The organism is Flagellimonas ochracea, assembly GCF_009903685.1.
In the GTDB taxonomy this organism is placed as follows: domain Bacteria; phylum Bacteroidota; class Bacteroidia; order Flavobacteriales; family Flavobacteriaceae; genus Flagellimonas; species Flagellimonas ochracea.
Genome location: NZ_JAAABI010000001.1, coordinates 330,055 through 345,755, shown reverse-complemented (window position 1 = coordinate 345,755; position 15,701 = coordinate 330,055). Strand labels below are relative to the sequence as shown.

Genomic DNA, 15,701 nt, shown 5'->3' with positions numbered 1-15,701 from the left:
TGAAGATAATTAAGTCGCAGATTATAAAAATTGTTTTGGTTTAGTTCTGCGGTTGTTTAAAACCTCTTCATGAGAATTACAATATTAGTTTTTGCTGCCTTCTTCCTGTTACAAAGCTGTCAAGTATACAAACCAAGGGAAATTTCGGAAATGAAAAATGGAAAGACCTACGAGTTGACCCTGTATAACGGACAGACCGTTGAAGGCATTTGTTCTAAAACTACCGAGGACAACATTTACTTAAAAACCAACGAGAACATTGTAACTTTCCCTAAGGAAAAAGTAAGCAGTTTAAAACGAAGAAAAACCAACTTTTTGGCTTTGGCGGGAGGGATTACATTGGTGACGGCAGGCACCATTTTTTTGATAAACGATTCAAAAGAAGAAGCCATTCCATTCCAGATTGCGGATTAAGAAAGTTGGATGTTAGGTGTGAAAAACCTTGGGCAGGTTGTTGACCGTGCTCTTTACCATTGGCGTTCATTACCCAAACATTGGGCCCTTTATCCAACTTCCAATCTCATACCTCTGACATCCCCCTTCACCCTTCACCCTTCACCCTTTCCCCTTCACCCTTCTTCCTTCACCTTTCACCTTTCACCTTTAACCCTTCACCCTTGAACACTTGTTGACAACTCCTTAACACCCCAACTAAAACCCTTATTGAAATTGTAATCCATTTCGACTAACTTCGTTATCGGTCGATAAATTCATTAAAACAGAATCATATCTTAATACGTTGTAAGCAATTTGAACCAACAAAATCGAACCAAATCAAATAATGAGCGAAAATAGATTTATTGAAAAGTTCCAACATAAAACTGACTCGGAATTAGAATATATTTTAGAAAATAAAAAAAGTTACAACGAACAAGCTGTCGCAGCTTCAATCCATATTCTGAAAGAGAGAAACGGAAAAACACCTGAATTGGAATCTGTTGAAAGCGAAATCAAAATAGAAAAAGAGAAAAAAGAGATTGCTCGTGAAAAAACTATCAAGGAACACAAAAAGAAAAACAATATAACGGACGACCCAAATGCGCCTGAACTTCATTCAAAAAAAGTAATTATGGTGTTTTCTGGATTATTCTCGACGATTTTCGGAGCAGTTTTACTAATGTACAATATGAAGCAAACCGACAATCAAACTGGGAGAATTCAAGTTTTGATTTTTGGAATTTTATATACGATTATTACGCTTGTGGTTGTGAACTCATTGAACATTGGAGGTAATATTGCTTTGATTTTTAATATTGCTGGCGGAGGAATTTTGACAGAATATTTCTGGAATAGATTTATCGGAAAAGAATTTCAGCACAGAAAAAGAAGTTGGATAAAACCAGCTATTATTTCTGTTTTAATAACCATTCCTTTGATTTTAGCAGCGATATATGGACAGTAAAAAACTGCTTACAACAATGTATAATCGCAATTACGGCGGATTCGACTACTCCGAATCCACTCGGAATTGCTAAAGTCAGTGCCAAACCGAAAATTAACGCATATAAACCCGTAACTGACGGTTATACGAGACCGTTGTATGCAATATTGACACGTGCCTGAAATATGAAAGAACTACATAAATTAGAGTCATACGATTTTGAAACAATCAAGTCTTTTATTGAAAATGAGATAGAGGAATCTATACATATTGAATTCAAATCGGCTGGAGCACTTTCTAAAAAAGATGGACAAAAAAAAGAAGTGTCCAAAGATGTGTCAGCATTCGCCAATTCAGATGGTGGAATAATAATTTATGGCATTGAAGAGAAAAACCACAAAGCCCATGACTTTTCGTTTATAGATGGAAATGTGTTCACAAAAGAATGGTTAGAGCAAATTATAAGTTCTACAGTAAACAGAAATATACCAGATTTAAAAATATTTCCAATCAGGAATAGTGGAATTATCTCAAATACAATTTACGTAGTTCAAATACCATCGAGTCTTGACGCACCTCATATGGCTCGAGATAAAAAATACTACAAGCGATTTAACTTCGAATCTGTACCAATGGAAGAATATGAAGTAAGACAACTTTATGGCAGAAAAGTTAAGTCAAAATTAATATTAGCTCAATCTTTGATTTCAAAGTTAGAAGTCGATGAAGAAAGTGAGGAATATGAATATAGCCTTGAAGTTGACGTATATAATGAAGGTGAAAAAATGGAGGACACTTACAAAGTAAATATCTACTTCATAGACTTCTCAAAAGGAATGAGAATTTTGGAAAACAAGAATGGTACAAATAAAAATATGAATTATACGAGACTTGAAAATAATAGAGTCAAGGTAAGTATTAATGGAGAAACACCTATATATCCAAATGAATCATTAAATACAGTAAGAATAAATTTTGCTTTTAGAAAAGATGAATTCTACGAAATTGTAGAAAGCATAAAATTAGAAATTCGACTTTATTATCCGAACGGTGAAGATATAATGGAATCGGATTTAGGAAAAACTCTAAAGGGGTTTGAATAAAATACTGCATACAACAACGTGTATAATTAATTGCACTGTTGGTTAAGCAAAAGAAAAATTCCTACCTTTATTAAAAATCAATATAGCGGAAAATCCTCGCGGATTTATCCGCAACTAACCATACACGAACACGATAACGAAACTTCCAAGATTTTTTAGTAATTCCGCCACTTTTTGGTCAGTTCAAAAACCTGCTCCAAAATACCTTGCTCCTTTTCATCAAAGGTCATCCCCCGACGCTGCATCATGGCCGTAGCCACTTCAAAGGCCTTTTTGGGCAAAAAAGTGGTAAAGCCCGAGGCACCCCCCCAACTAAAGGAGGGCACAAAGTTACGGGGAAAGCCGCTGCCAAAAATATTGGTGCTTACACCAATCACTGTTCCGGTATTGAACATGGTATCGATGCCACATTTGCTGTGGTCACCCATCATCAACCCACAAAACTGCAATCCCGTTTTGGCAAAACCTTCGGTTTTGTAGCTCCACAAGCGCACGGGTGCGTAGTTGTTCTTTAGGTTGGAGGTATTGGTATCCGCCCCAAGGTTGCACCACTCCCCCAACACCGAGTTGCCCAAAAATCCGTCGTGCCCTTTGTTGGAATAGGCAAAAAGCACGGCGTTGTTCACCTCGCCGCCCAATTTACAATAAGGCCCCGCCGTGGTGGGGCCGTAAATCTTGGCACCCATCTTTAAAACGGCATTGTCGCAAAGGGCCAATCCACCTCGAACGATACAACCTTCCATAATCTCGGCATTTTTCCCAATGTAAATGGGACCTGTGGAAGCATTCAAAATACTGAACTCCACTTTGGCGCCTTCTTCCAAGAAAATGTTCTCTGGGTTCACCGTCTGGTTGGTCCCGGAAAGCGGTTGACTCTTTCGGCCTGCGGTCAACAATTCAAAATCGGCCTGCAGGGCCTCCCCATTCTTGGAGAAAATATCCCAGGTATATTCAATTTGCATGATATCACCCTTAAACGACACAGAGCGGTAATCGGAAAAACTGAAGTCGTTCTCAGGATGCACTGTGGCATAGGCCAAGGGTTTTCCTTCGGAAACCAAGGCCTCCCCTACCTTTAGTTCACGAATACTTTCCACCAGCGCCTTGTTTGGCAAATACTGTCCATAGATGACTACATTGGCATCAGTGGCTTTCAAGGGGAACTTTTTGGAGAGATACGCTTCCGTTTTACTGCTACACGATGTTCCCAACCATTTTTCCCACTTTTCACGAACGGTCAAAATGCCCACACGGATGTCCGCCACAGGTCTAGTAAAGGTAAAGGGCAATAAGGCATTACGAGTGGTTCCGTCAGCTATGATGTAGTTCATGGTATGTGGTATATGCACAAAAATAAAAAACGCCCCTGAAAACCATCAGGAGCGTCGGTGTTATTTCGTTGAAAAGGTAAACCTACTCGGCCTCCTTCTCTTCTTTCTTAAACTTCTTGTATTTGTTTTTGAACTTATCGATCCTACCAGCGGTATCCACCAATTTGGTCTTGCCCGTATAGTATGGGTGTGATGTTCTGGAAATTTCCAACTTCACCAAAGGATACTCAACGCCATCAACAGTAATGGTTTCCTTGGCTTCTGCAGTGGACTTTGTGATGAACACATCATCGTTGGACATGTCCTTGAATGCCACCAATCTATAATTTTCTGGGTGTATGCCTTTTCTCATCGTCTTAAATACTTAATCTCCGAATTTTCGAGGTGCAAATTTAATGATTTCTTTTATATCGACAACCCCAAGACCTTAAAAAAGAAAAAAAGTACCTTTAGTTGTAACAAATGCTGTCCAAAAACCACTAACAAACCGCAATCAACACTAAAAATAAAAGACATGGAAGAACAACAACCTAAAACCGGAAAAATTTCCTTTAACTACGGGTTAATTCTGGGAGGAATAAGCGTCATCTTTGGAATTATGCTGTACACCCAGGACATGCACACCTCACAAAGTCCAGCACTTATGGTGATTGGAATCGTAATGGCCGCTGTGGTTACCTTTTTGGGAATTACGGCCTTTAAAAAAGCGAATGGAGGATACCTTACCTTAAGCGAGGCTTTGAAAATTGGGGCCGGTATCGCATTGATCGCAGGGATTATTGGTATTCTTTACAACTTTGTGTTGGTCAACTATATCGACCCCGATGCCCCTTCCAAGATCATGGATGCACGCTTGGGCCCGGCACTGATGAACGGAGAAATTACCCAAGAGCAGTTTGACCTGCAAAAAGAACAGAGCATCAAATTTTGGTGGATGGGTTATCCGGTCATCTTGATCATCAACATCCTTATTGGTCTTGCACTCGGTTTGGTTACCGGACTTATTTTGAAAAAGGCCAAGCCTGCCTATTAAGTCAAAAAAGTGCTACTTTTGAAGGGAATTCCAGAAAAAAGCAATGCAGATTTCCATTGTTATTCCTTTACTTAACGAACAAGAATCGTTGAACGAATTACATGATTGGATTGTACACGTGATGCAATCCAATCATTTTTTATATGAAATTATCTTTATTGATGATGGTAGTACCGACGCTTCATGGGAGATAATTACCGAGCTGTCCCAAAGAAATGAGCACGTTAAAGGGCTCCGCTTTTTAAAGAACTTTGGTAAGTCGCAGGCATTGCATGCCGGTTTCAAGGCTGCCCAAGGCGAGGTGGTCGTTACCATGGATGCCGATTTGCAGGACAACCCCGAAGAAATACCAGAACTTTACCGCATGGTCCAAGAAAATGGCCATCATTTGGTGTCAGGTTGGAAAAAGAAGCGGTATGATGCTCTCATCACCAAAAACATTCCCTCCAAACTTTTCAATTGGGCGGCCCGTAAGACTTCTGGCGTGCGGTTGCATGATTTCAATTGTGGGCTTAAGGCATTTAACAGGAATGTGATCAAAAATATTGAGGTTTCCGGTGAAATGCACCGGTACATTCCCGTATTGGCCAAGAATGCAGGCTTTTCCAATATCACTGAAAAAGTAGTTCAGCACCAGGCCCGAAAATATGGTAAGACGAAATTTGGCGCAGAACGCTTCATCAACGGTTTTTTAGACTTGGTGACCATTTGGTTTGTTTCCAAATTTGGTCGTCGGCCCATGCACTTGTTTGGGGCACTGGGGGTACTAATGTCCATCGTGGGTTTTGGTTTTGCGCTTTATCTAGGGATAGATAAATTGTTCTTCAACCCAATGGGAAGACTCATCACCGACCGTCCCCAGTTCTTTATTGCATTGACAGCAATGATTATAGGTGTCCAGTTTTTTTTGGCCGGATTTTTGGGTGAAATCATGGTGCGCTCCAGAAAAAATGACACGCGTTACACCATTTCGCACAAAATTAATTTATAAGGAGTTCCCAAACCCTCAAACTTTGTATTTTTAAATTCACAAATACAACTTTATGGATGCTACAGAAGCCACTGCCAAATCCTGGCTCACCGATTTTTTTGATAAAGACACTAAAAGTGAAATTCAAGACCTCCTAAAAAACAATCCGGAAGAACTGAAGGAACGTTTTTATAAAAATCTGGAATTTGGAACTGGGGGAATGCGTGGTGTTATGGGTGTTGGTACCAACCGCATCAATAAATATACATTGGGGAAGAGTACTCAAGGGCTGAGCAACTACCTCAAGAAAACACACCCAAATGATGACCAGAAAGTGGTGATTGCTTACGACTGTAGGCATAATTCGGATACCCTGGCCCAAATTGTTGCTGAGGTTTTTTCAGCCAATGGGATAACCGTTTATCTTTTTTCTGAACTACGCACCACCCCAGAACTTTCCTTTGCGGTACGATATTTAGGGTGCCATGCGGGAATCGTGTTGACCGCTTCTCATAATCCGCCAGAATACAATGGGTATAAAGTATATTGGTCCGATGGCGGCCAAATTGTACCCCCTCAGGATGGGGAAATTATAGCTGAAATAAATGCAATTTCTTTTGAGGACATCAATTTCAACGCTCAGAATAACTTAATCCACCATATTGATAAAGAGGTTGACGAAGCCTTTTTTGAAGCTTCGGTTCAAAATGGAAATTTCAATGCCAAGGGCAAGGACAACTTTAAAATTGTGTTCACTTCCTTGCATGGTACGTCGATTACAGCAATTCCAGAAGTACTAAAAAGAGCTGGATACAAACATGTCAGCATTATTGAAGAGCAGGCAAAGCCTGATGGGTCTTTTCCCACGGTAGCGTCGCCAAATCCCGAAGAACCTGCGGCCCTGGCCCTGGCCATAAAAAAAGCCGAAGAACTGGGTGCCGACATGGTAGTGGGCACCGACCCCGACAGTGACCGATTGGGAATCGCAGTGCGTAACTTGGATGGCGACATGGAACTGCTGAATGGCAACCAAACCATGGTGTTAATGACCAAGTTTCTTTTGGACCAACACAAACAAAAAGGTTTCCAAGGCAATGAGTTTATAGCCACCACCATCGTATCCACCCCGATGATGGAGCAAATGGCGAAAGCTTACGGCGTAGAATTCAAAACCGCCCTTACCGGATTCAAATGGATCGGTAAAATGATCAAAGATTTTCCTGATTCCAACTTCATTGGAGGAGGAGAGGAAAGCTTTGGTTATATGGTCGGAGATTTTGTACGGGATAAGGATGCCGTGACCTCTACCCTATTGGCCTGTGAAATAGCAGCAGATGCCAAAGCCAAGGGCAGTTCATTTTATGAAGAATTGATTGATTGCTACGTGCAGTTCGGTTTTTACAAAGAAAAGTTGATATCGCTTACTAAAAAAGGAATCAGCGGCGCGGAAGAAATCAAGCAAATGCTAAAGGACTTTAAGGACAATCCAGTAAAATCTGTTCAGGGCTCTAACCTACTGTATATTGAAGACTACAATACCTCCGTTGTTAAAAACGTACAGACTGGTGAGGAGAGAACCATTGATTTACCCAAATCCAATGTGTTGATTTACGAAACGGAAGATGGGACTCGAATTGCTGCCCGACCGAGTGGCACAGAGCCCAAGGTGAAGTTTTATATCAGCACCAATGCCGAATTGGAAAAAGCGGAGGATTTTAAATCCGTAAATTCGCGGCTGGAAGCCAAATTGGACGGCATACAATCAGAATTGAATTTATAGGTGAATGAACTACTTTAAAAAAATTCTCCGGTTTGCGGCCCCATATCGCAGATACGGTGCTTTGAATATCTTTTTCAATATTCTATATGCACTGTTCAGTGCACTGTCCTTTGCAGCACTTATTCCCATGCTGGATGTGCTCTTTAAGCCAGAACAGAAAGTATATGCCAAACCTATTTATCAAGGTTTCGGCAAACTAAAGGATTATCTGCAAGATTATATCAACTATCAGGTTACGGAATATTCCGGGGATGATGACATGAAAGGTCTTGTTTTGGTAATCAGTTTGGTGTTGGCCCTCTTTTTATTGAAAAACCTGTTCAATTATTTGGCAATGTACTTCATCACCTTTTTAAGAAATGGTGTGCTCAAGGACATCCGAAACAAGATGTATCACAAAATAGTCGACCTTCCTATTTTCTTTTTTTCCGAAAAAAGAAAAGGTGATGTCATCGCACGCATCACTTCCGATGTATTGGAAATACAACATTCATTTCTTTCCATTTTAGAATTGATTGTCCGTGAACCATTAACGATTTTCTTTACCATTTTGGTGATGTTTGGAATCAGCACCAAGCTCACACTTTTTGTTTTTATTTTCATCCCAATAGCAGGTATGATCATCTCTAGGATTGGAAAATCCCTTAAACGGAAATCTGACCGGGTCCAAAAAGAGCAAGGAGAATTTCTTTCCATCGTAGAGGAAACCCTGGGCGGTCTTCGCGTGGTAAAGGCATTCAATGCAGAATCTAAATTCTACAATACATTCAAAAGTTCCACAGAACGATTTTTCAAGTTTTCCAATTCCTTGTTGAACCGGCAGAACTTGGCCTCGCCCACGGGTGAGTTCTTGGGCATATTGGTTATAGGGGTGCTACTATGGTTCGGCGGTAAAATGGTGTTGGTGGACCAAACCTTGGATGCTTCTTCGTTTATTGCCTATATGGGATTGGCCTATAACATCCTGACCCCGGCCAAAGCAATAAGCAAAGCCTCCTATGGAGTAAAGAAAGGAAATGCAGCTGCGGAACGTGTCTTGGAAATTTTGGAGGCTGAAAATCCCATAAAAGATGTAGAAAACGCCGTTGACAAGAGCGATTTCAATACAGGAATTGCCCTCAAAAACATCTCATTCAAATATGAGGATGACTACGTGCTAAAAGGTTTTGACCTTGAAGTTAAAAAGGGCCAGACCGTAGCCCTAGTGGGCCAGTCTGGAAGTGGAAAAAGTACCGTAGCCAACTTGGTAACCCGCTTTTATGACGTTAACCAAGGTGAAATTCAAATAGATGGCATCAACATCAAAGATATTAGTAAAAGATCATTGCGAGGTCTGATGGGACTGGTGACGCAAGATTCTATTTTGTTCAACGACACGGTAAAAAACAACATTGCCTTGGGCAAGGAGCAGGCTTCCTTGGATGAGATCATTGCCGCTGCCAAAGTGGCCAACGCCCATGCTTTTATCATGGAGCTTCCACATGGTTACGACACCAATATAGGCGATAGTGGCAATAAACTGAGCGGAGGCCAAAAACAACGACTGTCCATAGCACGTGCCGTGCTTAAGAATCCGCCTATCATGATTTTGGACGAAGCAACTTCAGCCTTAGACACGGAAAGCGAACGGTTGGTTCAAGATGCCCTTGAGAAAATGATGCGGAACAGAACTTCTTTGGTCATTGCCCACCGCTTATCCACCATTCAAAATGCAGATTCCATAGTTGTGCTGAGCAAAGGAAAAATTGTGGAACAAGGTACCCACGAAGAGTTGATGAAATCCAAAAAAGGATATAAAAAGTTGGTGGAAATGCAATCTTTCACTGCTTAGGTCCAATAATTCGATTAATAGTTCTAAGATTTCCCACTTTCGTTCAAAATGACCGAGCGACATCAAAAATTCGTTGATATTTGTGCATTTCTTGTCAAACAAAAATTTACAACAAATCCCATCCAACAAATTCTATAGATTTTTTGCTTACTCAAAATGGACAAGCGGCTCTGTTAATTGACGATTGATAATTGGCCATTGCAAATTGATTGTTGAAATATTAAACCTTTTACCTTTACAGAAGTCATAGCACCAAATTGCACGGACAATTGATTGCTGAGGAAACCTTAGTCAAAGAACTAAAACAGGAAGAAACACAAGCAAAAGCCTTTGAGGTGTTGGTAAACACTTACAAAGAGCGACTGTATTGGCACATTCGAAGAATCGTGCTCAATCATGACGATGCCGATGATGTGCTTCAAAATACCTTTATCAAAGTATATAGAAATATTGGGGGATTTAAAGGAGAAAGCAAACTATTTTCATGGATGTACCGAATAGCCACCAATGAATCCCTTACCTTTTTAAAACAAAAATCAAAAAAATTAGGTGTTAGCGATGAGGAGTTGAAAAATACCATGCTAGAAAATCTGCAATCGGATGTGTATTTTGAGGGAGATGAAATTCAATTGAAATTGCAAAAAGCAATGGCCTCCTTACCCGATAAGCAAAAATTGGTGTTCACCATGAAGTATTTTCAAGAAATGAAATATGATGATATTTCTGAAGTATTGGAAACATCGGTAGGTGGCTTGAAAGCTTCCTACCACTTGGCAGTAAAGAAAATAGAAGCGTATCTTAAGGAAGATTAAACCTTTGAAGCAAAAAAAGGTCAAACCACAAAGATGAAAAAAGACAAAAAAAATAGTTTCAACACCCCGGAAGGTTATTTTGAGAACTTCCATGACCGACTCATGGACAAAATAAACCAAGAAAAAATCGAAGAAGCTTCCGATGTAATTCCAAAAACGGATGGTTTTTCCATTCCGGAAGGTTATTTTGAAGGCTTCAATGAAAAAATATCATCCAAAATAAGAGAAACCGAAAGGGGCAAGCTTGTTCAATTAAATCCGTATAGAAAGCTGTTTTATGCAGCAGCAGCGGTGGCAGCTATATTCCTATTGGTTTTTACACCGATTTGGAAATCAGATGCCGCCATCGCCTTTGAAGATTTGGCCAGTGCAGAGATAGAAAACTATTTAAACATCTCGGAACTCGATATGAGCAGCTATGAGATTGCAGAAATGGTCTCCTTGGAAGATATAGAACTTAACGACGTTTTGGAAGATGATATTGAGGATGAAAACATATTGGAGTATTTGGATGAAAATGTAGAGGATATTGAAGAATTAAATTTAGATTACAGCGATTATGAATAAAAAAGTATGCTTTCTATTTGTGTTTTTGGCTGGATTCTTTTGGTCACAGGCCCAAGGTCCGGTCAGGGAGCGAATAAAAACACTTAAGGTTGCCTTTATAACAGAAAGGGTGGGGTTGACCAGCAAGGAGGCCCAACAGTTTTGGCCGATTTATAACGAGCATGAAGAGCAGCTGGAAGCCATAAGGAGAAAAGAGCGGGCTGAGTTTGGTTCTAGGGCATCGTCCCCAGAAGCATTGTCCGATTCAGAAGCCTCCGACCTCTTGGATGAACTATTGACCCTCGAAACTGAAAAGCACGGTACCAATCAAAATTTTATAGCACGCATACGCAAGGTCATCCCCCCAAGAAAAGTATTGCTGTTGATCAAGGCTGAGGAAGATTTCAAAAAACGCTTGTTGCAACAGTTTAGAAAGCGCCGTCAAGGGCGATGAACCCACATTTCGACAAACTACACAAAAAGGAGCTCAAAAGGCTCCTTTTTCATTAAACCTTTCATCAAAACCTTGGTCCTACTGGTACAAATCCATAAAAATCTGCAGTATGAAAGCTTTGAAAACACTTTTTATCTCTATGGCACTTTTAGCAGGCATGGCGCTAACAAATGCCCAAACCAAAGTGGTTCATGTATACCCAAAACATGGAACAGTTGTCACCACCATTTCAAAGCCACGCGTTGTGGTGCATCAAAGAACTTCATACTACGTCGCCGATGGCATCTGGTATAGAGCAAGGGGAAGAAAATATGTAGTATGTGCCGCTCCGGCTGGCTTCAAGGTCACCAAACTTCCAAGAGCACACAGGGTGGTGCACGTTAATGGAAAAAGACTCTATAGATATCGAGGAGTCTGGTACAAAAAAAGAGGGAGACACTTTGTAGTCGTAACTGTATAGAATTAGTTTGGTTGGTTTGGTTAGTTTTTAGTTGAAGAGCGGTAATAAAATTGTCGCTCTTTTTTTGTACTTCCCTGGGAGCATCAATTTCGTCGATTTTTTTTACCCTTCAACCCTTTTACCTTTGCAAATGACTTTTGTCATACCATTAACAGTTTTGATCAGCTAATTTGCCATGGATCTCAAAAAGAGAAAATGAGAATCATTGAGGATAGAAATGCATGGGGTGAAGTATTGGAAAAATGCGAAGAGACGGACTTCTATCACACCTATGATTACCACCATATCTCAAAAAAAGAAGGAGAAAGACCGGTCCTAATTGTATCCACAAACGACGAAAAACTCGTTGCAATACCATTACTAATTAGGGAAATTGAAGGAACTACATGGAAAGATGCAACTTCAGCTTATGGTTATGTGGGTCCCGTAAGCAGTAAACTTGGAGCAGATTTTAACAATGAGGAATTTAAAAGAAGTTTGCAGGTTTTCTTAAGAGAAAACCAAGTTGTGTCCGTGTTTTCCAGACTTCATCCTTATATCTCAAATCAAAAAAACATTTTGAAAGGACTAGGGCAAATTGTTTCTCATGGAAACGTAGTGAACATTGACCTGACAAAGAGCTTGGAAGAGCAGAAAAAACAGTATAGCAAGCGATTGAAGACCTATATTAATAAGGAGTCCAAGAATTATCAAATCTTAGATGGGCATTGTGAAAAGTGCCTGGATACATTTATAGCTACGTATTGCGAAAATATGAAACGGGTATTGGCCCAACCAAGCTATTTCTTTGGAAAGCAATATTTCTATGAATTATTGGCCAGTCCCCAAATAAATGCCCAACTTGTTGTTGCTAAACACAAGGAGACGGGCAATTTTGCAGGCGGTGGCATTTTTACCAAAAATAATGGGATAGTACAATATCATCTTTCGGGCGTCAAAAAAGAATACGTACATCTGAACCCAATCAAGTTACTTATAGACCATGTAAGGATCCAAGCTACAAAAGAAGGGTTTGCAAATTTCAATCTAGGAGGAGGTTTAGGTGGACAAAACCAAGACTCCCTATTTTACTTTAAATCGAGATTCTCTAACGATTACAGGGAATTCTGCTCTTGGCAGTATGTTGTTGATGAAAAGAAATATCATGATTTAATGATGCAAAAAGAAACGTTGGACTACACCAAAAAGAATAAGGGTGCTTGTTTTTTTCCATTATATCGTGATGCGACTTCACCCGAAGTAGAGATTTCCCAAATAAACTGTTTGGGCAATGACTGATAACCCTTTCTCATCGGAAACATTTGTTAAAATATGGTCCGAAAGCTTTGGAAAACAAAAGACCAGAACCAAGATCAAAGGTATTGGCAAGATAGAATTTTATGAGCAAGGCAGAGTATTCATCAATTTGGGAAAAACTATCACCAAGGGTATTTATTACACAACCGATAATGCTATTTCCCTTAAAGGAAAAACCTGTTTAGTCTATGATGTGCCATCGTACTTTGCCTGTCCCTTAACATTCCCTTCAAAAGGATCTAAACTAAAAAAAATCAAACAATACCCTGGGTTTCTTATAGAACTCCATTTGTTCAATAGCCTACAGGATTTTATGCAAAAAAAATTCAAAAAATCAAGCAGGTATAAACTAAACAAGTATCGCCGCAGGCTCACTCAATGTTTTGAGATTAAATACAAGATGTATAGGAACGAAATGGGTAAATCGGAATTTGAATTGATTTTTGAAAAATTCAAGCTTCTGTTACAAAAAAGGTTTGAAGGGAAAGGGGAACATAATAACAATTTGGATCACAAAGAATGGAAGTTCTATAAAAAAGTGGCTTTCCCCATGATTCAAAAAGGAGACGCAGGTCTTTTTACAATCTTTAATGGAGATGAACCGATCGCAATAACACTCACCTATTTTTCCAAGGATATAATCTTTGATGCCATTACCGTTTTCAATATCGATTATGCCAAATTCCATCTGGGCTCAGTAAATATCATGTTATTGATTCAATGGGGGATAGAAAACCAGTTTAAAATTCTTGATTTTTCGAAAGGCTATTTTGACTATAAAACCAGATGGGCTACTAAACAATATGATTTTGAATACCATATACTTAGCGACCCGAAATCTCCAATGTCCATAATAAGTGCGTTCTTCTTAGGCAACTTCTTTGCTTTTAAACAATATCTTAGAGAACGAAACCTCAACCTTTTATTGAGTAAGTTCCGTTTTGCCTTAAAGTCAAAAAAGAAAGATGCTGAAGTCAGCAAAGAAAAAATAAGTAAGAGGTTGATTTTCAAAAACTTTGACCCAAAGAGCAATTACTCCTTGACAAGAGTTGATGCAAATGAACACGAAGTAAAAAAAATGCTTTTTGAGTTTTTGTATCTATACGGGGAAGCTTCGAAAAATGTAGTTATTTATAAAATAGATGATATGGGGCAATACCTGTTCAAGGGCAGCAAAACCGATAAAATAGCCTCTTTCACTTAATCTTTTGTACAAGTGTTCATCTTAGTAAGATATTTGTAAACATGCTTTTCAATTCCGTAGAATATCTAATTTTTCTTCCCACAATTTTTGTGTTGTACTGGGTCGTTGCCAAATTCAACAACCTCAAAGTCCAAAACGCATTGGTTCTTATGGCAAGTTATGTTTTCTATGGACTTTGGGATTGGCGTTTTCTTTTTTTAATACTAGCTAGCACCATAGTCGACTACGTAATGGGATTGGCAATCCATAGGGAGCAGAAGCAGCATAAATCAGGTAGATTGTTTTTGTGGTGTAGCATTGTTTTCAATGTGTCGCTATTGGGTTTTTTCAAATACTATAACTTCTTTGTAGGTTCCTTTGTGGATATGATAGATTTATTTGGCTATTCCATCCAAAGTACGTGGACATTGAATATCATTCTCCCCGTAGGAATTTCCTTTTACACGTTTCAGACTATGTCCTATTCTCTAGATATCTATTACAAGAGGATAAAGCCCACCAAGAGCCTTTTAAACTTTGCAACATTTGTTGCCTTCTTTCCGCAATTGGTCGCTGGACCCATTGAAAGGGCTTCTAACCTTTTAGGGCAAATGACCCGTAAAAGAACGTTCAAGTACGAACAGATTGTTGAGGGATTAAAACTTATTTTATGGGGGTTGTTCAAAAAAATGGTAATTGCAGATGGTATAGCCCCAATGGTCGACGACATATTTGCCCACTACGACGCATTTTCAGCATCAACTTTGGTATTGGGAGTGACCTTGTTCAGTTTTCAGGTGTATGGCGACTTTTCGGGCTACTCCGATATTGCTATAGGAACGGCCAAACTTTTTGGCATTGAATTGATGTCAAACTTCAGGTTCCCAAATTTTTCCAGAAATGTGGCAGAATATTGGCAACGATGGCATACTTCACTGTCCACATGGTTTCGCCATTATCTGTACATCCCATTGGGAGGTTCAAGGGTGGGAAAATTGAAATCAATACGCAATATTTGTATCGTGTTTTTGGTAAGTGGTTTTTGGCACGGTGCTAACTGGACATTTATATTCTGGGGCGCATTCCATGCCTTAGCCTATATCCCCGTTTTTTTAATGGGACGTAACACCATATATAAGAATACCGTTGTCGCTCAGAATACTTTTTTGCCCTCATTTAAGGAAATAGGACAATTATTTGCCACTTTTTCCATAGTTACTTTTTCCCGCATTTTTTTTAGATCGGAGTCATTGAATGACTCTTTTATATTTATTCAAAGACTTTTCACGGATTTTCGTTGGGAGCCCTATATTCATCCAATGGGGTATCGTTTGGTTGATTATTTTGTTCTATTGGGTCTTTTTGTCATTTATGAGTTTCTGATACGAAAAGACGAACGCAATCCTTTCAAATTTAAGTCACGATTTGTGAGATTCTGGGCCTACACGTTGGTGATTTTCAGTATTTTGTTGTTCTACGATGATGGCATAGATCGCTCGTTCATTTATTTTCAATTTTAGC

16 protein-coding genes are annotated in these 15,701 nt (G+C 39.5%); 14 read left to right on the top strand and 2 right to left on the bottom strand.

The genetic code is table 11. The annotated features are described in order from the left end of the window. The first annotated feature begins 69 nt into the window (after positions 1 to 69). The 3 genes from GTQ34_RS01630 to GTQ34_RS01620 all read left to right on the top strand — a co-directional run bounded on the left by GTQ34_RS01630 (position 70) and on the right by GTQ34_RS01620 (position 2,484). On the top strand, positions 70 to 414 hold the full coding sequence (locus GTQ34_RS01630; protein ID WP_166522014.1) for a hypothetical protein: 345 nt from the start codon (positions 70 to 72) through the stop codon (positions 412 to 414). A 367-nt stretch (positions 415 to 781) separates the two neighbouring features. Next, complete coding sequence (locus GTQ34_RS01625) at positions 782 to 1,402, top strand: hypothetical protein (protein WP_166522013.1); 621 nt, start codon at positions 782 to 784, stop codon at positions 1,400 to 1,402. A gap of 164 nt (positions 1,403 to 1,566) precedes the next feature. Beyond that, complete coding sequence (locus GTQ34_RS01620) at positions 1,567 to 2,484, top strand: AlbA family DNA-binding domain-containing protein (protein WP_166522012.1); 918 nt, start codon at positions 1,567 to 1,569, stop codon at positions 2,482 to 2,484. Positions 2,485 to 2,639: 155 nt separating this feature from the next. Here GTQ34_RS01620 and GTQ34_RS01615 read toward each other — a convergent pair whose 3' ends face one another. After that, positions 2,640 to 3,815 carry a GlmU family protein gene (locus GTQ34_RS01615; protein WP_166522011.1) on the bottom strand — a complete coding sequence of 392 codons (1,176 nt, stop codon included), beginning with the start codon at positions 3,813 to 3,815 and terminating at the stop codon, positions 2,640 to 2,642. A gap of 82 nt (positions 3,816 to 3,897) precedes the next feature. Beyond that, positions 3,898 to 4,167 carry a type B 50S ribosomal protein L31 gene (locus GTQ34_RS01610; protein ID WP_166522010.1) on the bottom strand — a complete coding sequence of 90 codons (270 nt, stop codon included), beginning with the start codon at positions 4,165 to 4,167 and terminating at the stop codon, positions 3,898 to 3,900. Positions 4,168 to 4,329: 162 nt separating this feature from the next. Here GTQ34_RS01610 and GTQ34_RS01605 point away from each other — a divergent pair, with 162 nt between their 5' ends. The 11 genes from GTQ34_RS01605 to GTQ34_RS01555 all read left to right on the top strand — a co-directional run bounded on the left by GTQ34_RS01605 (position 4,330) and on the right by GTQ34_RS01555 (position 15,700). Beyond that, positions 4,330 to 4,848: a DUF4199 domain-containing protein gene (locus tag GTQ34_RS01605; RefSeq protein WP_166522009.1), complete on the top strand. Its 519-nt coding sequence runs from the start codon at positions 4,330 to 4,332 to the stop codon at positions 4,846 to 4,848. A gap of 43 nt (positions 4,849 to 4,891) precedes the next feature. Continuing rightward, the gene (locus GTQ34_RS01600) at positions 4,892 to 5,839 is read left to right on the top strand and encodes a glycosyltransferase family 2 protein (RefSeq protein WP_166522008.1); all 948 of its coding nucleotides are present in this window, start codon (positions 4,892 to 4,894) and stop codon (positions 5,837 to 5,839) included. A gap of 52 nt (positions 5,840 to 5,891) precedes the next feature. Next, a complete protein-coding gene (locus GTQ34_RS01595) occupies positions 5,892 to 7,598 on the top strand; it encodes a phospho-sugar mutase (protein ID WP_166522007.1) in 1,707 nt (568 codons plus the stop codon). A gap of 4 nt (positions 7,599 to 7,602) precedes the next feature. Beyond that, positions 7,603 to 9,429 carry an ABC transporter ATP-binding protein gene (locus GTQ34_RS01590; RefSeq protein ID WP_166522006.1) on the top strand — a complete coding sequence of 609 codons (1,827 nt, stop codon included), beginning with the start codon at positions 7,603 to 7,605 and terminating at the stop codon, positions 9,427 to 9,429. Positions 9,430 to 9,698: 269 nt separating this feature from the next. Continuing rightward, positions 9,699 to 10,241, top strand: a complete 543-nt coding sequence (locus tag GTQ34_RS01585) for an RNA polymerase sigma factor (RefSeq protein WP_166522005.1) — start codon at positions 9,699 to 9,701, stop codon at positions 10,239 to 10,241. A 33-nt stretch (positions 10,242 to 10,274) separates the two neighbouring features. After that, entirely contained in the window at positions 10,275 to 10,808 is a 534-nt protein-coding gene (locus GTQ34_RS01580; RefSeq protein ID WP_166522004.1) for a hypothetical protein, read from the top strand. Next, positions 10,801 to 11,241, top strand: a complete 441-nt coding sequence (locus GTQ34_RS01575) for a hypothetical protein (RefSeq protein WP_166522003.1) — start codon at positions 10,801 to 10,803, stop codon at positions 11,239 to 11,241. Before GTQ34_RS01580 ends, GTQ34_RS01575 begins: the two co-directional genes overlap by 8 nt. A 109-nt stretch (positions 11,242 to 11,350) precedes the next feature. Continuing rightward, complete coding sequence (locus tag GTQ34_RS01570) at positions 11,351 to 11,701, top strand: DUF6515 family protein (RefSeq protein ID WP_166522002.1); 351 nt, start codon at positions 11,351 to 11,353, stop codon at positions 11,699 to 11,701. 195 nt (positions 11,702 to 11,896) lie between these two features. Beyond that, the gene (locus GTQ34_RS01565; RefSeq protein WP_166522001.1) at positions 11,897 to 12,979 is read left to right on the top strand and encodes a GNAT family N-acetyltransferase; all 1,083 of its coding nucleotides are present in this window, start codon (positions 11,897 to 11,899) and stop codon (positions 12,977 to 12,979) included. Next, positions 12,972 to 14,201, top strand: coding sequence for a GNAT family N-acetyltransferase (locus GTQ34_RS01560; RefSeq protein ID WP_166522000.1), 1,230 nt, complete (start codon positions 12,972 to 12,974; stop codon positions 14,199 to 14,201). The genes GTQ34_RS01565 and GTQ34_RS01560 overlap by 8 nt, the downstream gene beginning before the upstream one ends. A gap of 149 nt (positions 14,202 to 14,350) precedes the next feature. After that, a complete protein-coding gene (locus GTQ34_RS01555) occupies positions 14,351 to 15,700 on the top strand; it encodes an MBOAT family O-acyltransferase (protein ID WP_313790398.1) in 1,350 nt (449 codons plus the stop codon). Position 15,701 lies beyond the last annotated feature (1 nt).